The following is a 20,403-nucleotide window of genomic DNA, read 5'->3' on the forward strand; positions in this document are numbered from 1 at the left end:
GCACGCCGCATGAACCGTGAACTCAAGGTCGCGTTCCCACACGTGTACTGCGAGTTGGACTTCACCAACCCGCTCGAATTGTCCGTCGCGACCATCCTGTCGGCGCAGTGCACCGACGTCCGCGTGAACCAGGTGACGCCCGCGCTGTTCGCCAAATACCGCACCGCCGCCGACTACGCGGGGGCCGATCGCACCGAACTCGAGGAGATGATTCGCTCGACGGGCTTCTACCGGAACAAGGCCAACTCGATCATCGGGCTGGGGCAGGCGCTCGTCGAACGTTTCGACTCCACGGTGCCGCACACCCTGAAAGAGCTGGTCAGCCTGCCCGGGTTCGGTCGCAAGACCGCCAACGTCATACTCGGCAACGCCTTCGACATCCCGGGCATCACCGTCGACACCCACTTCTCGCGTCTCGTGCAGCGATGGGGATGGACCACCGAAACCGATCCGGTCAAGATCGAGCACGCCGTCGGAGAGCTCTTCGAGCGCAAGGAGTGGACCAACCTCTCGCATCGCGTGATCTTCCACGGCAGGCGCGTGTGTCATGCGCGCAAGCCTGCGTGTGGTGTCTGTGTGCTCGCGCACGACTGTCCGTCCGTCGGACTCGGTCCGATGGCCAAAGCTGAGGCGGCAAAGCTCGTGAAGGGTCCGGAAACCGACCACATCCTCGAGCTCGCAGGGATCTCCGCGTAGTGGGCACATCCGCGACGACGTCGGGCCCAGACGCACCGACCCCGCACGACGACCCGCCACCGCAGCGTCGACGCAGCCGTTTTCCGGCGTCGTTGCGCTGGACGCTGGTGTTCTTCGTCGTCATGGTCGCGTTGATCGTCGCCATCTGGCCGCGCGATTCGGGATCGTCGAACAACCTCGGCTCGCCGACCGACAGCTCCGGTGTCGCGGCGGTCCCCGACGCGAATGTCGACGACGCCACGCTCGCCAAGGCCCGCGCCGACGCCACCGTCGAACCGTGCCCGAACAGCGGGTTGCCGGAATCGTCTGGAGGGGCACTGGCGGGGGTCGTCGCGCCGTGTCTGGCAACCGGCAACGCCTACAACCTCGGGGCCGGAACCGCCGGGAAGCCTGTGCTCATCAATATGTGGGCGGTGTGGTGCCTGCCGTGTCGGCGCGAACTGCCGGTACTCGCCGAGTACGCGCGGCGCGCGGGCGATCGGGTTACGGTGCTCACCGTGCATGCCGAACAGGGCGCGGGGAATCCGTTCGCGGTCTTGACGTTCCTGCGCGAGGTCGGCGTCCATCTCCCGACGGTCCTCGACGTCGACGGCAAGGTCGCGGCGGCACTTCGGGCACCGAGGGTCTTCCCGTCGACCATCCTGCTCCGCGCCGACGGAACCATTGCCACAACACTTCCCAAGGAGTTCGGCAGCGTCGACGAGGTCGCCGACGCCGTGCGCGACGCCACCGGTGTCGCCACGTGACGCGCACCGAACAGCCGTCGCAGGAGCCGCACGTCGGGCAGCTGGTCGACACAGCGCAGATCCCGCCGTGGCTGCGGCAGCTCACCGGCAATGTCTCGGCCGTGACCGACAGCGTGCTCGATCGCGGTGGTGACCGCTCCCGCTGGGCGTCGATGCTGCGGCGCGACCGGCGCGCGGCGTCGGTGCTGATCTTGTTCTCCGGCTCGTGGGACGTCGATCCCGACTATCCGGGTGGTCTGCCCGCCGACGCACAGGTGCTGCTCACCGAGCGTGCCCCGACGTTGCGCCAGCACAGCGGGCAGGTGGCTTTCCCCGGCGGCTCGTTCGATCCGGGCGACGACTATCCGGTCGGCACTGCGCTGCGCGAAGCCACCGAGGAGACCGGACTCGAGGCGAGCAGCGTCGACGTCCTCGCCAATCTGCCGAGCTTTCCCGTGCCCGTCTCGAACTTCGAAGTGACCCCGGTTGTCGCGCACTGGCGTGAACCGGGACCGGTCGGCGTCGTCGACGCCGGCGAGACGTCGCGTGTTGTGCGCGTGAATCTGCGCGAGATGTTGGCACCGCAGAACCGTTTTCAGGTGCAGCGTTCGGTGCTCGGTGCCCGCGCTTACCGCGGTCCCGCATTCTTCGTCGACGGACTTCTGGTGTGGGGTTTCACCGGCGGGCTCCTCGCGGCGATCAGCGATGCGTCGGGGTGGGACGTCCCGTGGAACCACGACGACGTCCGCCCGCTCGAGGAGGCGATCGCGCGCGCGGGATCGCCTCAGCTGAGCGGATTTCCGACGCTGCGCCGCGCGGCTGATCCCGGCGACGGCGATACCGATGCGTCCGAGGATGCCGCCCGGTGAGCGGATCGACATGGGTTGACGTGATCGTCATCGTGCTCGCACTGCTGGCCGCGCTCAGTGGGTGGCGGCAGGGCGCGGTGGCGTCGGGACTGGCGGTCGTCGGCGTGATTCTGGGCGCGGTGGCAGGCATTTTGATTGCGCCCCACATACTTTCACGTATCGACGACCGAAGTATGCGGCTCGTCGTCGGGGTTGCGCTGCTCGTGGTGCTGGTCATCATAGGCGAGACGTCGGGCATGGTGCTCGGACGAGCGGCCCGCGGCGGTATCAGGTCGACGGCGCTGCGGCACGTCGACAGCGTGATCGGACTGATGCTGCAGGTCATCGCGGTGTTGGTTGCGGCCTGGCTGCTGGCGATTCCGCTCGGACGTGCGTCGTCGCCCGAAATCGCAAGCGCGGTGCGCGGATCCACGATTCTGCGCGGTGTCGATTCCGTCGCCCCGACGTGGCTGCGCGATTTCCCGACCCGCGAACTCGGACCGATGCTCGACGATTCGGGTCTGCCCGAGGTGATCGGCCCCTTCGTGCAGACTCCGGTGGCGAACGTCGACCCACCCGACACGTCGCTGGAGAATTCCGCGGTGGTGTCGCGGGTACAGCCGAGCGTGGTGAAGATCGAGGGTGTTGCCCCGAGTTGCCAGCAGGCGTTGGAGGGCAGCGGATTCGTCGTGTCGCCCGAGCGGGTCATGACCAACGCGCACGTCGTCGCCGGAACCCGCCGACTGACGGTGCAGACCGAGGGCGGCGACTCGCTGGCCGCCAAGGTGGTGCTCTTCGACAGCCGCACTGACATCGCGGTCCTCGACGTTCCCGGATTACGCGCCAAGGCACTGCAATTCGACGACTCGTCGGCGAAGCCGGGAGCCGACGCCATCGTGCTCGGCTATCCCGAGGCCGGCCCGTTCACGTCGACCGCGGTGCGGGTGCGCGAGACGATCAACCTGTCGGGACCCGACATCTATCGGACCAACCAGGTGCTGCGCGAGGTGTACACGGTGCGTGGCACCATCCGCCAGGGCAACTCCGGCGGGCCTATGATCGACCCGGACGGCGACGTGCTCGGCGTCGTATTCGGTGCCGCCGAGGACACTGCCGACAACACCGGCTTCGTGCTCACCGCCAAGCAGGTGAAGTCCGACCTCGACGCCTCCGAGCGCCGCACCGCGCGCGTGAGCACGGGCGAGTGCGTGCACTCCTGACGCACGCTCGGCCGCAGGAAGCGCACTGTCGGCGAGGGTGTGCGGTCGACTGTGCGCCCGAGCCTGCCGACTGTGCGCTCGAGTCTGCCGACGGTGCGCCGCGGAACGTCGAACGTGCGCTAGTTGTCGCGGCCGGTGCCGGCGAGGAGGTCGCCGAGCAGCTTGCTGACCTCGCTCGGCCGCTCCTGGTGGGCGAAGTGGCCGCTGCCGGGGATGGGGCGGTAGTCGAAGTCCGAGGCCCATTCGGCACTGGCACCAACTGATTCGTCGGTGATGTAGGGATCGTCGACGCCGCGCACCGCGAGGACCGGGATGGACAGCCGCTTCTCCATGAGGTCCATGAACCGGACGCCGTCGGGTCGAAATTGCGACCGGAACACCCAGCGCTGGTACTCCAGGCTGCAGTGTGCGGCGCCGGGAATCTGGATCGCGGATCGGTTCTTGTCGACGGCGTCGGTGTAGTCGTCGGTGTCCTGCCATGCGAGCCCCGACCGCTCGGCGAAGTATTCGCCGATGAATGCGCCGTTGTGTCGGGTCAGTCGTCGCTCGGCCATGCGCGGCACCTGGTTGCTCAAGAAGTTTCCGAGAAACGACGACCGCTGCTCGGCGTCGCGCAACACGTCGCGCCGCAAAACCCGCGGATGAGGTGAGGAGATGACCGCGATCGCGCTCACCGCACGTGGGTGCAGCGTGGCGGTCGCCCAGCATGCCAGCCCGCCGTCGGCGTGGCCGATGAGCGTCGCGGACGTATGCCCGAGCGCGCGCACGAGGCCGTTGGTGTCGCCTGCCAGGGTCCAACCGTCGTAACCGCGAGGAGGTTTGTCGCTGTCGCCGTAGCCGCGCAGATCCACCGCGACAGCTCGGTAACCGGCCTCGGTCAGGTCGGCCAGTTGGTGCCGCCAACTCCACCAGAACTCACCGAAACCGTGAAGCAGCAAGGCGAGTGGGCGGTCTGGATCTTCCGACGACGTACCCGGACCGTCGGCCTCGACCGCGTGGAACCGCACCCCGTTGGCGCGAACGTCGAGATGACGCCAGGGCCCGGCGAACCGGACACTGGACGGGTCGGGGGCTGCGGCCAAATCTCAGGCCTCGCGTGCGGGCGGTATCGCAGGATGACTGCCGCCGTGTCCGAGCGACGAGCCGGGGCCGTCCTCGTGGCGGCCCGGCAACACGGTCTGCACTTCCTTGACGCTGCTGATCGTCTTCTTCGGACCGCGGACTCGCTTGAACACTAGGTAGCCGACGAACGCTGCGATCAGCGTGATGACAACGAGGATCGCGAACACGATCAGGAACGCGAGCCAGCGCGAGACCCACTCGTCGAGCAGTTCGGCGAGGAAGAAGAAGAAAAAGAAGCTCGCGTACAGAGCCATCACGCCCGCCACGATCAGCAGAGCGGTGCCCGTCCCCGCCTTCTTCGCGTCGTCGACAAGCTCCGCCTTGGCCAGCGCGACCTCGGACCGGAACAGCGTCGAGACACTCGCGGTGGCGTTCTTGACCAGGCTTCCGACGCTGGCTTCGCCGGACGAATCGCGGTCGGCGTCGCTCAGCGGAATCGACGGTGTCTTGCCCCCTGCGTTGCGGTAGTCGGACCGGCCGGACTCGTTTCCACTCACAGCATCCTCCGTCTTTGGCGTTCTCCTGCCATATGTTGCCATGCGCGGGTCTTCGCGGTTGTGCCCGCCGCCACGACGACGTGGTGTGGCGGCGGGTCGACCCGGTCAGGAGCGGTGTTGTCGCAGCGTGGCGAGTGCGGCCACCGCAGGATCGCGGTCATCGGTGTGCGCGTCGAGGATGTGCGCGGCCACCTCGCCCGGCAGGTCGACGAGTGCCTGGGCGAGTCTGCTGCGGGCCTGCGGATCGACGTGGTCGCTGTCGAGGAGTCGGCCGAGTTCTGTCGCGATCTCGTCGGCGGTTGCTGAGGTGTGAGCGAGGTCGCGGATCGCATCGGCGGCGTCGACGTCATGACCGCCGTCGACGACCATGTCGATCAACCGCGGAAGCATGGCTGTGTCACCCCGCAGTGCGAGGGCGAGCGACGCGGCATCGGCGACGGCGCGGTCGGAGTCGTGGAGTGCGCGCCGCAGCAATTCGACGGACGTGTCGGTGCTCAGCTTCGTGATCGCCGAGACCGCACGGCGTCGGATCTCGGGGTCTGCGGAGTCGAGACCCGTAGCGAGTGCGGCCTCGGCGGCCGGATCCGCGGAGTTGGCGAGCGCCCAGACGAGGGTGCCGGCGACATTCGTATCGGGCTCGGCCAGAACGGCTTTCGCGAGCGCCTCCGGCGAGAGTCGACCGTCGTGCGCGGTCAGTGCGGCTCGTTGGCGGAGCGCCGCGGAGTCGGAGTCGAGGTCGTGGAGGAGTTTCACCGAGTTCAGCACGTCTTCCCAGTCGGTCGGCGCGGCGTCGGCGATGCGGGTCAGGAGCGTGAGCAACTCGGTCTCGCGCGAGAGTCGTTGGCGCGTCTGCGCGATGAGCTCGTCGACCATGTCTGCGGGCTCGGCAGTCCCCGGGGTGTCCAGCAGTGTCTTGATGCCTGCCAACGGCACTCCGAGCGCGCGCAGTCCGACGACGCGGAACAGTCGCGCGATGTCGTCGGGGGAGTAGTCGCGGTAACCGCCCGCGGTGCGGGTCGCCGGCCGCACCAGCCCGAGCCGGTCGTAGTGCCGCAGCATCCGGACGCTGACGCCCGAATGCCGCGACACCTCACCGATCAGCATCGTCGATGCGGACGGGTGCACCGCGCAGTGTCAGTGCGCGCCTTGCCTGTTCGACCGCGTCGGCGAAGTCGCCGTCCGGGTCGTTCATCAGGTGCCGGGTGGCGTCGGCGTGAAGGCGCACTGCTTCGGGGCCGCTTGTGCTCGCCGCGTCGAGAACGCCGGTTGCGGCCTCGCCGAGCGCGCTCAGCGCACGACTGAGACTGCGCTGCACCTCCCGGTTGCCGCGGCCGAGTTCGGCGGCCAGGGCGGCTGCGAGATCGGAGACGTCCTCATCGGAAACGAGCGCCACCGCCGTCCGCCACGCGGTCCGGGCCACGTCGTCGTCTGGATCGTGCAGTAGGCCCATGACGTGCGGATAGACACTGCGATCGCCGATCTTCGACAGCGTGTGCAACGCCTGACTGCGAGCCTGCGCCGACGTCGAATCCAACTCCGCGACCACTCGCGGCACCGTCGCTGCGTGCGGCGTCCGAGTGAGTGCCCAGGTCAGCATGTCGCGGACGAAGAAGTCGGGTTCAACGCCGCTCCGGTGCACCAGCGCGTCGACCAGCGCTGGCTCGGGTTCGGTCCCCGCCGCCAGTGCTGCCCGCAGCCGAATCGACGAATCCGGCGCCGACAGCGCGTCGATCAGTGTCTGAGTCATCGTGATCACCTCCGCGACCGGAGTCAAAACCCTGTCACCGTGTCAGGGTCAAGAGCAAGGCCGCCGGGACAACGAGTCTCCAGACGCAGCTCACCCGTTTTCAGTCATTTTTGCGACGACCGTCGACACCGACCTGGGCTTTTGCCGGCCGGCGCCGCGCCGAATGACTGAAAACGGGCGAGCACTATGGTGCGGATCAGCCCTTTCGGCTGCGAATCGCCTCGAACACCGAGGGATCGACCAGTGTCGAGGTGTCGCCGAGCTCACGGCCCTCGGCGACGTCCTTGAGGAGACGTCGCATGATCTTGCCCGATCGGGTCTTGGGCAGTTCGGGCACGACATTGATCTCACGCGGCTTGGCGATCGGGGAGATCTCCACCGATACCTGCTCACGTAGTTCCTTGATCAGCTGATCTCCGGTGTTCTCTACGCCTTCGCGCAGGATCACGAACGCGACGATGCCCTGCCCGGTGGTCTCGTCGGCAGCCCCGATCACGGCGGCCTCGGCGACACCGGAGTGCCCGACGAGGGCCGATTCGACCTCCGCGGTGGAGATGCGGTGGCCGGAGATGTTCATGACGTCGTCGACACGGCCGAGGACCCAGAGCGCGCCGTCGTCGTCGTAGCGGGCGCCGTCGCCGGCGAAGTACCAACCCTGTTCGGCGAACCGCGACCAGTAGGTGTCGCGGTAGCGCTCGTCGTCGCCCCAGATTCCGCGCAGCATCGACGGCCACGGCTGGTCGAGGACCAGGTAGCCCTGCTCGCCCGCGCTGACGGGTTGGCCGTTGTCGTCGACGATCTTCGCCGAGATGCCGGGCAGCGGTCCCATGGCCGAGCCGGGCTTGGTCGCGGTGACGCCGGGTAGCGGCGAGATCATGATGGCGCCGGTCTCGGTCTGCCACCAGGTGTCGACGATGGGTGCCGAGTCGGCTCCGATGACCTCGCGGAACCACTTCCACGCCTCGGGGTTGATCGGTTCGCCGACGCTGCCGAGCAGTCGGATGGAGCTCAGATCGTGGGCGTCGGGGATCTGGCGACCCCACTTCATGAACGTACGAATCAGCGTGGGAGCGATGTAATACGTTGTGACACCGTACTTTTCGATGATCTCGAAGTGACGGTGCTCGTTGGGGGAGTTGGGGGTGCCCTCGTAGACCACTTCGGTCGCTCCGTTGGAGAGCGGCCCGTAGACGAGGTACGAGTGGCCGGTGACCCAGCCGATGTCGGCGCCGCACCAGAAGACGTCGCGGCCTTCCTTGTGGTCGAAGACGTAGTGGAAGGTGTAGCTGGCCTGGGTGAGGTAGCCGCCCGAGGTGTGCACGATGCCCTTGGGCTTACCGGTGGTGCCCGACGTGTAAAGCAGGAACAGCGGGTGCTCGGCGTCGAAGGCTTCGGGTTCGTGATGAGTCGACGACTCGTCGACGGTGTCCTCCCACCACACGTCGCGACCTTCGACCCAGTTCAGATCGGGATCGTGATTGGTACGACGCACGACGAGGACCTTCTCGACGGACTTCGCGGCGTCGTCGCCGGTGCCGAGTGCTTCGTCGACGGCGGTCTTGAGAGGTGCGGGCTTGCCGCGGCGGAACTGGCCGTCGGTGGTGATGACGAGTTTGGCCTCGGCGTCGTCGACGCGGGAGCGCAGCGCGCCTGCGGAGAACCCGGCGAACACGACCGAGTGGGTCAGGCCGAGGCGTGCGCACGCGAGCATCGAGACGAGCGCCTCGGGGACCATCGGCATGTAGATGGCCACGCGGTCGCCGGGGACCAGGCCGATCGAGGAGAAGTAGTTGGCAGCCTTGGACACCTCGTCCTTGAGCTGGCTGTAGGTGAGGTCACGCGAATCGCCGGGCTCGCCGACCCAGTGGATCGCGACGCGGTCGCCCTTGCCCGCGGCGACGTGGCGGTCGACGCAGTTGACCGCAACGTTGAGTTTGCCTCCGACGAACCACTTCGCGAACGGTGCATCCGACCAGTCGAGGACCTGGTCGAAATCGGTGTCCCAGTCCAGGCGCCTGCCCTGCTCCGCCCAGAACTCGAGGCGGTCGGCGTCGGGGTGGTCGTAGAGCGCGGCGGTGCCGTTCGCCTGCGCGGCGAACTCGGGCGTCGGCGGATACACCTGTGCGGTGGGGTGTGCAGCTGTGGACATCTCTGAGCAGGGCCTTTCACTCTCGGTGTGCATTCACGCGACTCCACCCGCGGTGAGGTGGGGCGTGCCGGGGTCTCATTGTGAGGGTAGTCACGTTGGGGTGGCGTTGCAGGCGCCGGGGGACTGGCGGCACAGCTCGCGCGCCGAGCTGTCGATGGGGCGCGACGAACGGTTCACACGGCGTCTGTCACCGGGACAACGATCTGTGTGACCATGTCCTCCGGATCGGCGTCGGGAGTCGGCTGAGTCAGATAGATCTCCCACACAACATCCCCGCGAACCAGGGAGTGATCGGCAATCCACGCGAACAACGTCGCGTAGACGTCGGACAGGTGGTCGTAGTTGCCGCGGTGGTCGTAGGTGACCGCGCGACCTCCCGGGGTCTGGAACGGCGTCACGTCATCGGTCGCTTCGACGACTCCTTCGACGGGGAAGCCGACACCGACATCAATGGTGTCGGTAGGGAGTCCGAAGGTCAGCCCACGTGGCGGTCCGGTGATCGCCAGCCCCGACGACGCGATCGCCGCAGGCAGTCTGCTGAACGCGTCGTCGTAAAGGCCGCGCAGCGCGTCAAAGGGTACCGTCGCGCGGATCAGCGCCAGCTGCTCGGCGTCGACGGTGGTGATCTGTGGGTGCTGCGTGAGGATGGACATAGACCGACGGTGTCACAGTTGCGTGGCTCCGACCGGGCGTTCGTTGGGTGAGCGTCCGCGGGGCACACAATCTGGCAGCGCAGGCATCGATTACCGTGGCCGACTGTGACTACCGACCCTCTCGCGCCGCTTGTGGAGCTGCCCGGCGTGCGCGAGGCCGCCGACCGTGCGCGTGATGCGCTCGGCGCTGTGCACCGGCATCCGGCCAATCTGCGTGGCTGGAACAACACCGCGACCGAGGCGTCGTGGCGAGCCGGCCGATCGTCTGCGGCGATCGACGGGGGGAGCGTCGAACTGAGGCGTGACGGAGACTTCGACGACCCGATCCTGGCCGGCGCGATGCGGGTGGCCCAGGCGCTCGACGGTGATTCGCTCGATGCGTTGACGTCGGTGTATCGACGCGCGCCCGCGCAGGCGTTCGCGCGGCTGCATATGCTGGCCGCCGCCGACCTCGTCGACGACCCCGACCTGCTCGGCCGTCCGCGACCGGGAGCCGACGTCGCGACGCGACTCGAACTCCTCGGCCAGTTGATCACCGGAGCGACGTCGGCACCTGCGCCGGTGTTGGCCGCGGTGGTGCACGGCGAACTGTTGACGCTCGACGCCTTCGGGAGTGCCAGCGGTGTCGTCGCCCGCGCGGCGTCGCGCCTGACGTCGACGTCGAGTGGTCTCGATCCACACAACCTCGGCGTACCCGAGGTGACCTGGTTCAAGAAAGTCGACGAATATCACTCGCTGGCAACGGGATTCGGTACCGGTCAGCCAGATGCACTCGGCGCGTGGATCGTGTTCTGCTGCGAGGCGATGGTGACCGGAGCGACCGAGGCGAAGTCGATCGCCGACGCCGCTCGCGCGGGATGATGGCTGTCTGATTGGTGCCGGGGAGCCGGACGCTGCCAGCGGGCGAAGACTTGCCCCAGACAGCACTGCGGGCGGCCCACCTGTCTCTCGACAGGTTGCCGCCCGCGTAGCACGGACCCAAGTTACCAAGCGTGCTGCGGTGGGTTGTGGTCACCGCCTCGGCGAGGGATCACGTTCTGCGAGAACAGGTCTCCTCCGTCGCGCTGCCCTTGCTCTCTGGCCCGCTCACGGCATCCGTCGATGTCGGTGCCGGACGAACTCTCGGGCCAGGCGTGGCGCTGCAGTTGTCGGAGTTGTTGCTCGAAGCCGCGATGTCGCAGGCGCACAACACTTGTGCCTCATGCGGCGTGCTCCGCGTGGGTGCTTGCCGCCCGTGCTGGGAGTGCTCGCCGGGGGGTTCGGTCCTTCTCTTCCGGATCGGACTTTGCTCGACGAGGTTTCCGTGATTTACGTTCTACACCGTGATCGGCGTCACATCAAGCCCCTTGGCGGGCCGCCCTGGAAACTCTCGCAAGCGAGCTCGACCGACGGGTCCCGGGGCGAGAAACGAGGTGATCAGGATCGGGCCCGAAAGATGCCTGCCGGCCGTCTGGCCCACACATCACTCGTGCGGATTTGGTTAGACATCTTTAACTGCACCCGTCTCGCGGAGGGATGGATCGACGTATCCGCAGTTCCAGGCCTCGCGCATCACGAAGGCCGTTTGGGACGAACGACCGCTCGGCGAACTATCGCAAATGCTGCAATCAGTATTCTCACCTGGCGTTCGAGTGTGTATAGCCAGTGCTACCCGGTTCTCTATTGAACCGGCGCCTTTCAGCCCGACCCCCCGGGGCTGAAACGCGACAACCCCGGCCCCCTCCCCCCCTGGCCGGGGTTGTCCTCTGTCTGGGGGTCTTTTCTTTGTCAGCAACCGGGCTGGGTTGCTCTCTGGGCTGGACGGTCTGGCCGCGTCAAGGCGGTCTCGTCTCGTCAATCCGGCTGCGTTCGACATCAGCGTACACCGCCGTATCAACAATTCACTATTGTGAATTGCGCTGCGTCGACCCTTACGGGTTGAGCTGCGCTGGGCGTGCGCGCTCATCCACAGGCAAGTCTCTGTCCCCAGATGCGCCACCCATCGTGACGGTGGAGCGTACCGGTCGGCGGTTCGACGCATGCTCAGTTCATGTCCGACGACCTCCTCGCCCTCGTGGCCGAACATTTGCACGACGACGTTGCCCGGTGCGCTGCCGCAGCGGGATATCGCCTGATCTCCGGTGACGCGCGTGAGTGCCGGCGGGAGTGGTTGAGAACTCGTGCAGTCGTGCTCGATCCGCCCGCTGTCGCCACGCTCGCGCAGAGCTCGCTGCCACGGCGCGGCGGAGTCGTGCTGATCTCCGATGTCGAACCCGCTTCTGCGACATGGCGTGGTGCGCTCGATCTCGGGGCCGTCGATTCGGCTGTACTTCCCGACGATGAGTCCCATTTGGTGCGGACTCTCACCGAACTGAGGCTGCCGGCGTCGCGCCAAGCAGGAGCATTGGCGTTCATTCCGGCGCACGGCGGGGCGGGAGCGTCGACGCTCGCCGTGGCGAGCGCGCTGGCTGCCGTCGACAGCGGCGAGCGGGTGTTGCTGCTCGACCTCGACGAACTCGGGGCCGGATTGGATCTCACGCTCGGCGTAGAAGCGCGTGAAGGACTCCGCTGGCAAGACCTTTCCTTCGACGAGGGTGCGGTCAGCGGTGCGTCGCTCCGAAATGCGTTGCCGCGCTACAACGACAGGCTCGCGTTGGTCACCGGGAGGCGTGACGACATCCGGCCGCTCTCGCGTGGACCTGTGCTCGCAGCGGTAGATGCCGGTCGTGCGCACGGCGACCTGGTGATCGCGGATCTCCCGCGCGCCGACACCCCGGTGGTGCGCGCAGTGGCCGAGTCGGCCGAATTGGTGGTGGTGGTGACCACTCCGACCGTCGCAGGTACCGCAGCCGCACGTCTCCTGATCGCTCGATTGCTGACGGCGTGCCCGCGTGTCGAACTCGTGATCCGCGGGCCGTCTCCCGGCGGGTTGCGGGCAGCGCAGGTTGCCGATGCGGTCGGTGTGCCGTTGATCGCCGCGTGCCGGCCCGACCCGCGCCTGGCCACGCGTCTCGAAGCAGGACGTCTGCGGGTCGCGCCGCGCAGTCCGTTGGGGCGCGCGGCGTCGGCCGTGTACTCCCGATTCACCGACGCTCGAGTGGCTGCATCATGAGTAGTGCTGCGACGCAGCGAAGTTCACGCGTGCAGGCGGCGACCGAATTATCCGACGACGCTCTGATCGACAGGGTGCGTGAGCGCCTCGCCAAGGAGTCGGCCGAACCGACGGCAGCGGTCATCGCGGAGGCGATTCGCGCGGAGTCGGGTGGTGTTCTCGGCGACACCGATCTGCTTGCGGCACTGCGGCATCTGCAGACCGAACTGACCGGCGCGGGCCGACTCGAGGTACTGCTCGCCGAGCCCGGTGTCGCCGACGTGCTCGTCGTCGGACCGCAGCGGGTCTGGGTCGATCGCGGCAGTGGTCTCGAACCGACTGGTATCACCTTCGACGACGATGCGGCCGTCCGACGACTCGCTAGTCGGCTGGCTCTCGGCGCCGGTAGACGTCTCGACGACGCGCAACCGTGGGTCGACGCCCAGCTCACGTCGCTCGGCAGACGCGGGCTCACCGTGCGGCTCCACGCGGTCATCCCTCCGCTCGCCGCGGACGGTACATGTATCTCTCTGCGGGTATTGCGCACGGCCGGAATGGATATGGCGGGACTGATCGCGTCGGAGGCGGTCCCGCCCGAGTTGGTCGAGGTGCTCGAAGCGATGGTCGCCGCACGTCTCGCCTTCCTTATCGTCGGCGGAACCGGGTCGGGCAAGACGACTCTGCTGAACGCGTTGATCGGTGCCATGGCCCCGACTGATCGGGTGCTGTGCGTCGAGGACGCGTTGGAACTCGCCCCTGCGCACCCACATGTGGTGCGTCTTGTCGCACGAACGTCGAATGTCGAAGGGATGGGCGAGGTTCCGGTACGTGTCCTGGTTCGACAAGCGCTGCGGATGCGACCCGACCGCATCATCGTCGGGGAGGTTCGCGGTGCCGAGGTCATCGACCTCCTCACCGCGCTCAACACCGGCCATGAAGGGAGCGGTGGGACGTTGCATGCCAACTCGACGTCGGAGGTTCCTGCCCGTATGGAAGCGCTTGCGGCACTGGGGGGAATGAACCGGGAGGCTTTGCACTCACAGCTCGCGGCCGCCGTCCGAATCGTCGTCGGCGTCAGCCGCACGGCCGGTGGAGCGCGGGGGATTGTCGAAGTCGGGCTGGTGTCCCGGAACGCCGATGGATGGGTGACGATCCTGCCGGTTTGGCTGCGCAACAGTGGATTCACCGAGCACCGCGCGGAGTTCGACGCGTTGGTCGAGGAGCGCACATGAGCATCGTGTTGGCGGCGCTTGCGATTGCGGTGATGTGGTGGCCGACGAGTCGGGCCGAGCATCGGGTGTCGATGTTGGCCGGGACGGCGGCGACGCGGTGGACCCGGTTGCAGCCGAGCGCTTTTGGGTTGGTCTGCGCGCCGCTGGTGGCAATGCTCGTCGGAGGGATCGCGGGTGCGCTGGCGGCGTCGATCGTGGTGGCACTGGTCGTCTGGCTCCGTCGGCGAAGACGTCGTGCGGCCGAGCACGAGATTCAGCGCGACGAGATGTTGACCGCTCTGGCGCTGATGATCGCCGAGCTGTCGGTGGGAGCTCCGCCCGCCCGCGCATGTGCCGTTGCAGCGCGGGAGATCTCGGAGGGAGGGGAGAGTCCATCGGAGGTGGCCGAAGGGCTGACCGTGTTGGCCGCACGAGCCGAACTCGGTGGGAACGTCGTCGTCGATGGGGCGTCTGAGAGTCGGGGACAGGGATCTGGTTCGGATTCTTCGGGTCAGTCGTGGCGGCGGATCGCCGTCGCGTGGCGAACCGCGGAGCACTCGGGCGTCCCGATGGGGGAGTTGCTCGAGTCGTTGCGCGCCGACCTCTCCGCGCGACGCGCATTCACCGAGCGCACGCGAGCGGGCCTTGCGGGGCCGCGCGCGACTGCCGTTGTGCTGGCGGGACTTCCGCTCCTCGGGATAGGGCTGGGTCAGGCGACGGGCGCGCGCCCGATCCAGGTATTGCTCGGCGGGGGTCTCGGCGGCATGTTGCTGGTGATCGGCACGGCGCTGGTCGCCGCGGGCATGGTGTGGACCGAACGCATCACCGACAAGGTGGTGCGCGGATGACGATGTCGATGTTGCTACTCGCTGCAGCGGTGTTGATCCTGCCACCGCGCCGGTGGCTGCTGTATCGGGTCGTCGAGCCGCCTGATCGTCCATCGGGCGAAGCGCGGTGGCTCGGAAAGAACCGTGAGGTCGACGATCCGTTTGCCATCGCCGCAGGCCTCGACCTGTTCGCGGTGTGTCTGCGTGCAGGTCTCACGGTTCCCGCCTCCGCACTCGCCGTGGCGCAGACAGCACCGGCGACGTTGGCGGAGCCGCTGACCGCTACGGCGGAGCTACTCGAGCTCGGCGCCGAGCCCGAGCGTGCGTGGTCGACGCCGCTCGGAGTTCGACCAGCACGCCGAAAACACTCCGGCACCGACTATTTCGAGCAGTTGTCGATGCTAGCTCGGCGATCAGCTCGTGCGGGGTCGGCGCTGTCGGCCCAGGTGGGTGAGCTTGCCACCGAAACCCGACGTCGAGCGCACGACGACGCGCATGCTCGTGCCGAGCGGGCAGGGGTGCTGGTGAGCGGTCCGCTCGGCCTGTGTTTTCTCCCCGCGTTCGTGTGTCTCGGCATCGTCCCGGTCGTGATCGGCCTCGCGGGCTCAACACTCTCCGGTCTGTAGAAAACCCGATGGATCTCTTCGTGGGTTCCCAACGTCAAAGCATTGCAGCACCAATGAGTTTCACCTCAACCGAAAGGCACATCATGAAGATCCTTCACGCGACCAGAAGCGGAATCGAACGAATCACGGGTCGTACCAACGCGAACCTGACCAGATTGATGACCGACGACGAAGGCATGAGCACCGCGGAGTACGCGATCGGCACGATTGCCGCAGCCGCGTTCGGGGCGATCTTGTACACGGTGGTCAGTGGCGACAACATTGTCAGCGCTCTGACCGGGATCATCACCAAGGCGCTCAACACGTCGGTGGGTTGAGATGCGGCCGCGACGGATTGTCGACGACGAGTCGGGAATGGTCACGATCGAGGGAGCGTATGCGATTTCGGCTGTCGTGATCGTGGTGATTCTCGCGGTTGGCGTGGTCATGGCGGTAACCACTCAGGTCCGTTGTGCCGACGCCGCCCGCGAAGTCGCTCGGCTGACGGCCGCTGGTGACGATAACGCCCGTGCCGTAGGCGAGCAGATCGTGCCGGGTGCACAGATCTCTGTTGCGGCGCAGGCGGATCGGATCGTCGTCGAGGTCCGTCGCGGTGCGCCGATGGTGCCGGGTCTGACACTGTCTGCGCGGGCCGTCGCCGTCCCTGAGCCCGACGGTGCCGACCAGGTCGACGTCGCGCCCGGGGTGGGGCGGTGACCTGTCGCCGGTCGGGTGGGGCGCGGGCGCAGCGGGATTCACGCTTCACTCGACTTCTCCGCGACGAGGGCGGCTACGCCACCGTGGCCGCGGCCGGGGCAATCGCGGGTATCGCAGCGCTGATCGTGTTGGTCATCTATGTGGGTGCGGCGACGCTGGCTCGTCATCGGGCGCAGTCGGCCGCCGATCTCGCCGCGTTGGCCGCGGCGGCCGATCATGTTGCGGCGCGGGGTGATCCGTGTGCCACGGCCAGGTCGCTCACCGCCGAGCAGCGGCCACGGGCGGAGGTGTTCGAGTGCGCGGTCGTCGGTGAGGACGTCGTGGTCGGCGTGCGCGTTTCGGTGTCGTTGGGGACGTTGGGGATCCGAGCAGCGTCGGCGCGGGCACGAGCCGGCCCGGCCGAGGATCCGTGACGCCTTCCCGACCCGTGACACCGTCAGGTGCCGGGCCATGTGGTCCGTTCGTACTCAAATGACGGCTTTCACCCGATCGAGTTACATCGATGCAGCATCGGGCTGGGTACCGTCCAATGGCGCACTACTGTCTCGTTCGTCCGAATCTCGGAGGTCGTCCATGAAGTTCTCCCGTTCCGCCGGCGCTGCTGCACTCTGTGCTGCCGCGGTGGTCCTGTCGATGCCCGCTGCCGCACACGCAGGAGGGACCAAGGACCCGCGGTACGCGGCACCGCCTGCATCGTCGGCCCCGGCCGAGGCATGCTCGGATCGCGCGCCGTATGCGGGGCAGTGGGTTGGGCACGGGCGATCGATTGATCTGCGCGACAACGGTTCCGGAACCATCACACTCGGCAGCGGTGCGTCGAATAGCGAAACGTGGACGTTGGCCTGGAAGGCGCAGAAGACCACGGTGTTCCCCGACTGCGGCATCCTGACTGAGGTCAAGACGCAGACCAAGAAGCTGGGTCAGGGCAGCTACGGAATACTGGGCGCCGGGAAGCAGTTCGAGGGCGCGCTGGGTAAACGAGAAGGACACACGGTCCTGTTGATGTCGCTGCATCCCGGCCAGGACTCGATTCCGTTCTGCCGCACCAACGATTACGCCAGCGAATGCGGCGCATAGTTCGCTATTACCTTAAGGGTCTTTGATGTTGCGGGGCCTGATCAGGCTCCGCACTCCCGCGAGTACCCGTACTTGTCCGGGTTGCACCAGGTCAGCGAGTGCTCGGCGGAGGTGAAGCCGGCCATCTGCATGTAGGTTTTCGATTCTGAATCCTTCACCAGGACACCGTGATACACGGCGCCGGCGTGCATCGAGTTGTCGCCCAGCCCTTCGCCGTGCTGCCAGATCCGGTCGCCGAGCGTCATGGTGACACTGTCGGAGTGGGCGCTCCAGGTGAGCGCCCACTTCTCGCCGTCGGCGACACCGATCGATACCGACATGTCGCCGGTGCCGTCGGCCTTGAGGTTCATGTCCCGCGTGTGACCCTCCCACGCCCCGGTGAAAGCGCCAGCGCCCGATAGTGCTTTCGGGTTCGCTGATGCCGTTACGGTGTTCACTGGCGCGGCAGAGTCGACGTCGGTCTGGTCCGTGTTGCCGGGGGCGGTGCGAGATTCGGTGCCGGGGGCGGTCGCAGATGCGGTGACGGTCGACGTGATGACCACCGATGGCGTGGTGGGCGTCGCGGATGCATTTTGGTGCGTGCCACATCCGGTCGCTGTCAGTGCCAACGCGATTGCGGCAGAACCGAGTACGCACGCGTTCGCGAGCCGTGTCCGTTGTCGTCTGGTCTCGGGTAGATCGATGCACATGACCGTTCCTCTCGATGACTGGACCCGATGGGTACTCGATCCGACGGTGACGTGAACACGCGATCATGACTCAATCGGACGAAGCGCGGGCCTCTGACCGACTATCGCAGCGAGAAGCCGCGATGCGACACCGAGTCATTCGGCCGAACGGCTGCCGAGAGCTTGGCGTCGGTGCGGGTGTGAAACTCAGAGAGCGTCGTCGCCGATGTGGATGCGTTTGGGGTACACGCGTGTCGAATCCATCGGAGCGAACCAGACCTGGGAGAACGAGACCTCGGCGTCGCCGCGGTAGGCGAGTCGGAGTCGGCCAGGACCTCCCTTGGGCGTGGGTCCGTCGGGAATGCCGGCGCTCGAGATGCGGCTGTTCGGGATGCGTGGTGCCACCGCGTCGACGAACGGCGCCCAGTGCACCACCTCGCTCTCGGTGAGGAATGCGCCTGCGGCGGCGTGGACCTCGCCGGTCTCGGTGTCGGCCGCGAGGTAGACCTCGCCGAGCGCGGTGGCGATGCGTGGCCCGACCATCGCGCTCTGCAGGTACCACTGCGCATTGTCGACGACGTGGGCGTCGAAACGGGCGGCACACCAGGCGAAGTGGATGTCGAGTGCATCGAGCGCCTGTGCCTCGGAGTAGAACACGTCCGGCTCGCCGATCGACGCGGGCAGAGTGTCAGCCGATCCCGTCGGACGCGCCAGTAGGAAGAACGCTGGACGCGCACGGGTAATGAGTGGCGACGGAGTCACACGATCGGGGGTCCCCTCATGCATCGTTCAAGTATCCCTGAGAACAGTCTGTGACAGGCGGTAGTGGCCGGATTCGTCGAATTCGACGTGTCACGGATCCGCGTGGCCCGCACCTGACCTGGGTCGAGTACCCATCGAGACGCCACTGGTCACACGTCCAAGCTGAGTAGTTTTGCCACAGCTTTCGCCATTCGCCCGACGTTGCCTGAGAGTTCGCTGAGACTTCTGCGATGAGTGTCGTCGGCATCCGTTCGACAGGTCGAGCCGACACCGCTCGAATCCACAGCCGTTCGAATCCACAGCCGTTCGAATCCACAGCCGTTCGAATCCAGGGTCTAGGAGAAGTCACGCACATGGACGTCATGAGTCGCTCTCACACACGGAATCGAATCGGCGCGGGAATCGTGGCGGCAGGCGCAGTGGCCAGTGCCGTCGCGATCGCAACAGCACCGTCTGCGCACGCCGCGGCGGCGGTGGTCGCGGCCGACCGCGCCGCCCTCAGCGCACAGGCAGCGCCCACCGCGCCCACCGCGGTCAGCGGAGGCGCCGCGGAGTTCTACGAGCAGGTGATCAACAGCGTCATCGACAACATCACCCAGATAGGTGGCACCTTCGATCAGCAGGGACTCACTCCGATCCTCACCCAGGTCGTCCGTAACCAGACGACGGCGCTGTCGAATCTCGGTGGTGCACTCGGGAACGCGGGCGAGGGAATCGTTGCGGCACTGCAGACGCAGCTTCCGCGATATCTGGGCGAGGCGAGTACAGCGTTGCGGGAGGGGAACATTCAGGGCGCGTTGAACAGTGTCTTCCTCGCGGCCATCGTGCCGATCATCAGCGGAAGCGGTCTGCTCACGACTCCCGAACTGCTGCAATCGATTACCAACATCATCACTGTTCCGATGCAGAACCTGGTCAATGTGATCAACACGCAGGGATCCAACCTCGTGTTGCTCGGTAGCCTCGCACTGATCGGCCCGGCGGTCGGTGCGTACGGCGGACTTGGTGCCGCGATCCAGGGGATCGTCGACGGCCTGTCGACAGGCGATCTGGACGCGACCGTGACCGCACTCCTCAAAGCCCCCGCCATCGTGGTCGACGGGGTGCTCAACGGGGGCTACGAACCGAACGTCGCGGGCTTTATCGGCCTCGACCTCCCGGGAGTGTCCATCACCACCGGAGGGCTGCTCGGACATGCCGAGATCTCCGACGACGGCATCAAGATGCCCGGCACGATCCCTGCGCTGCAACTCATCGCGCAGACGATCTCCTACGCGATCGCCCCGCCGCAATCCACCTCGCGCGCCGTGACGCCCAAGGCTGTGAACGCCCCGGACGAAGCGACCCTCGACGCCCCTGTCGTAGCGGATTCTGCTGCTGAGCAAGACTCCGTCGCCGCGAGTTCCGGTGCATCCTCGACCCACGCGACACCGGACGTCGACCGCGATGATGTCGACGCTCCTGGTACGCCGTCGACGCCGAGCGCTGATTCGACCCCAACCACCCCGCCACAGCACGAGGCGACGACGAATCCCGCACCCAGCGGCGTCGAGAACCCGGGAACCGGAACACAATCCGATCCGACGCCGAGCGCCGAAGGGTCCGAGCCGTCGACAGGCCCCGTGTCCGCAGAAGCGACACCCACGGATCCCGCACCGGCAGACGGCACGTCCGCCGACTCGGCGTCCAAAGACTCCACGTCCACAGATTCCACGCCCGCCGACGCCGGTGCAGCGGCCTGACGATAAAATCGTGACCAGCGGTTGGGCGCTCTGCGGGGAGTGCCTGTCCGGTCCGCTCTCGTCTGTT

The 20,403-nt window shown here is 67.0% G+C and carries 22 protein-coding genes; 14 read left to right on the top strand and 8 right to left on the bottom strand.

Annotation, left to right across the window (positions count from 1 at the left end):
- Window positions 1-9 precede the first annotated feature (9 nt).
- The 4 genes from nth to GOSPT_RS19380 are packed head-to-tail and all read left to right on the top strand — an operon-like array spanning window position 10 to window position 3,489.
- Complete coding sequence (gene nth / locus GOSPT_RS19365) at window positions 10-696, top strand: endonuclease III (RefSeq protein ID WP_005208277.1); 687 nt, start codon at window positions 10-12, stop codon at window positions 694-696.
- Window positions 696-1,442: a TlpA family protein disulfide reductase gene (locus GOSPT_RS19370; RefSeq protein WP_005208278.1), complete on the top strand. Its 747-nt coding sequence runs from the start codon at window positions 696-698 to the stop codon at window positions 1,440-1,442. The genes nth and GOSPT_RS19370 overlap by 1 nt, the downstream gene beginning before the upstream one ends.
- Window positions 1,439-2,290, top strand: a complete 852-nt coding sequence (locus GOSPT_RS19375) for an NUDIX hydrolase (RefSeq protein WP_005208287.1) — start codon at window positions 1,439-1,441, stop codon at window positions 2,288-2,290. Before GOSPT_RS19370 ends, GOSPT_RS19375 begins: the two co-directional genes overlap by 4 nt.
- Window positions 2,287-3,489, top strand: a complete 1,203-nt coding sequence (locus tag GOSPT_RS19380; protein WP_005208288.1) for a MarP family serine protease — start codon at window positions 2,287-2,289, stop codon at window positions 3,487-3,489. The genes GOSPT_RS19375 and GOSPT_RS19380 overlap by 4 nt, the downstream gene beginning before the upstream one ends.
- A gap of 119 nt (window positions 3,490-3,608) precedes the next feature.
- Here the strand turns inward: GOSPT_RS19380 and GOSPT_RS19385 are convergent, their stop codons facing one another.
- From GOSPT_RS19385 to GOSPT_RS19410, 6 genes are all read right to left on the bottom strand, one after another.
- Entirely contained in the window at window positions 3,609-4,571 is a 963-nt protein-coding gene (locus GOSPT_RS19385) for an alpha/beta fold hydrolase (RefSeq protein WP_005208289.1), read from the bottom strand.
- Between the two features lie 3 nt (window positions 4,572-4,574).
- Window positions 4,575-5,108 (bottom strand): phage holin family protein, encoded by a 534-nt coding sequence (locus tag GOSPT_RS19390; RefSeq protein ID WP_005208290.1) that lies wholly within the window; start codon window positions 5,106-5,108, stop codon window positions 4,575-4,577.
- A 105-nt stretch (window positions 5,109-5,213) separates the two neighbouring features.
- The gene (locus GOSPT_RS19395; RefSeq protein WP_245548747.1) at window positions 5,214-6,233 is read right to left on the bottom strand and encodes a HEAT repeat domain-containing protein; all 1,020 of its coding nucleotides are present in this window, start codon (window positions 6,231-6,233) and stop codon (window positions 5,214-5,216) included.
- On the bottom strand, window positions 6,199-6,855 hold the full coding sequence (locus GOSPT_RS19400) for a HEAT repeat domain-containing protein (protein ID WP_005208292.1): 657 nt from the start codon (window positions 6,853-6,855) through the stop codon (window positions 6,199-6,201). The genes GOSPT_RS19395 and GOSPT_RS19400 overlap by 35 nt, the downstream gene beginning before the upstream one ends.
- A 196-nt stretch (window positions 6,856-7,051) precedes the next feature.
- Entirely contained in the window at window positions 7,052-9,004 is a 1,953-nt protein-coding gene (gene acs / locus GOSPT_RS19405; protein WP_005208293.1) for an acetate--CoA ligase, read from the bottom strand.
- Window positions 9,005-9,177: 173 nt separating this feature from the next.
- Window positions 9,178-9,657 (bottom strand): GyrI-like domain-containing protein, encoded by a 480-nt coding sequence (locus GOSPT_RS19410; protein ID WP_005208294.1) that lies wholly within the window; start codon window positions 9,655-9,657, stop codon window positions 9,178-9,180.
- 105 nt (window positions 9,658-9,762) lie between these two features.
- Between GOSPT_RS19410 and GOSPT_RS19415 the strand changes: the two genes are divergently transcribed.
- From GOSPT_RS19415 to GOSPT_RS19455, 9 genes are all read left to right on the top strand, one after another.
- Window positions 9,763-10,518, top strand: a complete 756-nt coding sequence (locus GOSPT_RS19415) for a Fic family protein (protein ID WP_039856728.1) — start codon at window positions 9,763-9,765, stop codon at window positions 10,516-10,518.
- A gap of 1,168 nt (window positions 10,519-11,686) precedes the next feature.
- The gene (gene ssd, locus GOSPT_RS19420) at window positions 11,687-12,748 is read left to right on the top strand and encodes a septum site-determining protein Ssd (RefSeq protein WP_005208303.1); all 1,062 of its coding nucleotides are present in this window, start codon (window positions 11,687-11,689) and stop codon (window positions 12,746-12,748) included.
- Entirely contained in the window at window positions 12,745-13,959 is a 1,215-nt protein-coding gene (locus tag GOSPT_RS19425; RefSeq protein ID WP_051994075.1) for a TadA family conjugal transfer-associated ATPase, read from the top strand. The genes ssd and GOSPT_RS19425 overlap by 4 nt, the downstream gene beginning before the upstream one ends.
- Window positions 13,956-14,786, top strand: coding sequence for a type II secretion system F family protein (locus GOSPT_RS19430; RefSeq protein WP_005208306.1), 831 nt, complete (start codon window positions 13,956-13,958; stop codon window positions 14,784-14,786). The genes GOSPT_RS19425 and GOSPT_RS19430 overlap by 4 nt, the downstream gene beginning before the upstream one ends.
- On the top strand, window positions 14,783-15,391 hold the full coding sequence (locus GOSPT_RS19435) for a type II secretion system F family protein (RefSeq protein ID WP_005208307.1): 609 nt from the start codon (window positions 14,783-14,785) through the stop codon (window positions 15,389-15,391). The genes GOSPT_RS19430 and GOSPT_RS19435 overlap by 4 nt, the downstream gene beginning before the upstream one ends.
- Window positions 15,392-15,474: 83 nt before the next feature.
- A complete protein-coding gene (locus GOSPT_RS19440) occupies window positions 15,475-15,708 on the top strand; it encodes a DUF4244 domain-containing protein (RefSeq protein WP_039856757.1) in 234 nt (77 codons plus the stop codon).
- Window position 15,709: 1 nt separating this feature from the next.
- Window positions 15,710-16,087, top strand: coding sequence for a TadE family type IV pilus minor pilin (locus tag GOSPT_RS19445; protein WP_005208311.1), 378 nt, complete (start codon window positions 15,710-15,712; stop codon window positions 16,085-16,087).
- On the top strand, window positions 16,084-16,500 hold the full coding sequence (locus tag GOSPT_RS19450) for an Rv3654c family TadE-like protein (protein ID WP_005208319.1): 417 nt from the start codon (window positions 16,084-16,086) through the stop codon (window positions 16,498-16,500). The genes GOSPT_RS19445 and GOSPT_RS19450 overlap by 4 nt, the downstream gene beginning before the upstream one ends.
- A gap of 160 nt (window positions 16,501-16,660) precedes the next feature.
- Complete coding sequence (locus GOSPT_RS19455; RefSeq protein WP_005208320.1) at window positions 16,661-17,164, top strand: hypothetical protein; 504 nt, start codon at window positions 16,661-16,663, stop codon at window positions 17,162-17,164.
- 41 nt (window positions 17,165-17,205) lie between these two features.
- Here the strand turns inward: GOSPT_RS19455 and GOSPT_RS23710 are convergent, their stop codons facing one another.
- On the bottom strand, window positions 17,206-17,514 hold the full coding sequence (locus tag GOSPT_RS23710; protein WP_141630942.1) for a hypothetical protein: 309 nt from the start codon (window positions 17,512-17,514) through the stop codon (window positions 17,206-17,208).
- Window positions 17,515-18,039: 525 nt separating this feature from the next.
- Complete coding sequence (locus GOSPT_RS19470; RefSeq protein ID WP_005208322.1) at window positions 18,040-18,618, bottom strand: hypothetical protein; 579 nt, start codon at window positions 18,616-18,618, stop codon at window positions 18,040-18,042.
- A gap of 338 nt (window positions 18,619-18,956) precedes the next feature.
- On the opposite strand from GOSPT_RS19470, the gene GOSPT_RS19475 reads away from it, so the two are divergent.
- Window positions 18,957-20,336 (top strand): hypothetical protein, encoded by a 1,380-nt coding sequence (locus tag GOSPT_RS19475; RefSeq protein WP_141630943.1) that lies wholly within the window; start codon window positions 18,957-18,959, stop codon window positions 20,334-20,336.
- Window positions 20,337-20,403: the final 67 nt, after the last annotated feature.

The organism is Gordonia sputi NBRC 100414, assembly GCF_000248055.1.
GTDB classification, from domain to species: Bacteria; Actinomycetota; Actinomycetes; order Mycobacteriales; family Mycobacteriaceae; genus Gordonia; species Gordonia sputi.

Coding starts and splice junctions, on each gene's coding strand:
- GOSPT_RS19400 (WP_005208292.1), bottom strand. CDS start 6,855: ATGACTCAGACACTGATCGACGCGCTGTCGGCGCCGGATTCGTCGATT.
- GOSPT_RS19455 (WP_005208320.1), top strand. CDS start 16,661: ATGAAGTTCTCCCGTTCCGCCGGCGCTGCTGCACTCTGTGCTGCCGCG.
- GOSPT_RS19470 (WP_005208322.1), bottom strand. CDS start 18,618: ATGCATGAGGGGACCCCCGATCGTGTGACTCCGTCGCCACTCATTACC.
- GOSPT_RS19435 (WP_005208307.1), top strand. CDS start 14,783: ATGACGATGTCGATGTTGCTACTCGCTGCAGCGGTGTTGATCCTGCCA.
- nth (WP_005208277.1), top strand. CDS start 10: ATGAACCGTGAACTCAAGGTCGCGTTCCCACACGTGTACTGCGAGTTG.
- GOSPT_RS19410 (WP_005208294.1), bottom strand. CDS start 9,657: ATGTCCATCCTCACGCAGCACCCACAGATCACCACCGTCGACGCCGAG.
- GOSPT_RS19475 (WP_141630943.1), top strand. CDS start 18,957: ATGAGTCGCTCTCACACACGGAATCGAATCGGCGCGGGAATCGTGGCG.
- ssd (WP_005208303.1), top strand. CDS start 11,687: ATGTCCGACGACCTCCTCGCCCTCGTGGCCGAACATTTGCACGACGAC.
- GOSPT_RS23710 (WP_141630942.1), bottom strand. CDS start 17,514: ATGAACCTCAAGGCCGACGGCACCGGCGACATGTCGGTATCGATCGGT.
- GOSPT_RS19425 (WP_051994075.1), top strand. CDS start 12,745: ATGAGTAGTGCTGCGACGCAGCGAAGTTCACGCGTGCAGGCGGCGACC.
- GOSPT_RS19430 (WP_005208306.1), top strand. CDS start 13,956: ATGAGCATCGTGTTGGCGGCGCTTGCGATTGCGGTGATGTGGTGGCCG.
- GOSPT_RS19440 (WP_039856757.1), top strand. CDS start 15,475: ATGAAGATCCTTCACGCGACCAGAAGCGGAATCGAACGAATCACGGGT.
- GOSPT_RS19445 (WP_005208311.1), top strand. CDS start 15,710: ATGCGGCCGCGACGGATTGTCGACGACGAGTCGGGAATGGTCACGATC.
- acs (WP_005208293.1), bottom strand. CDS start 9,004: ATGTCCACAGCTGCACACCCCACCGCACAGGTGTATCCGCCGACGCCC.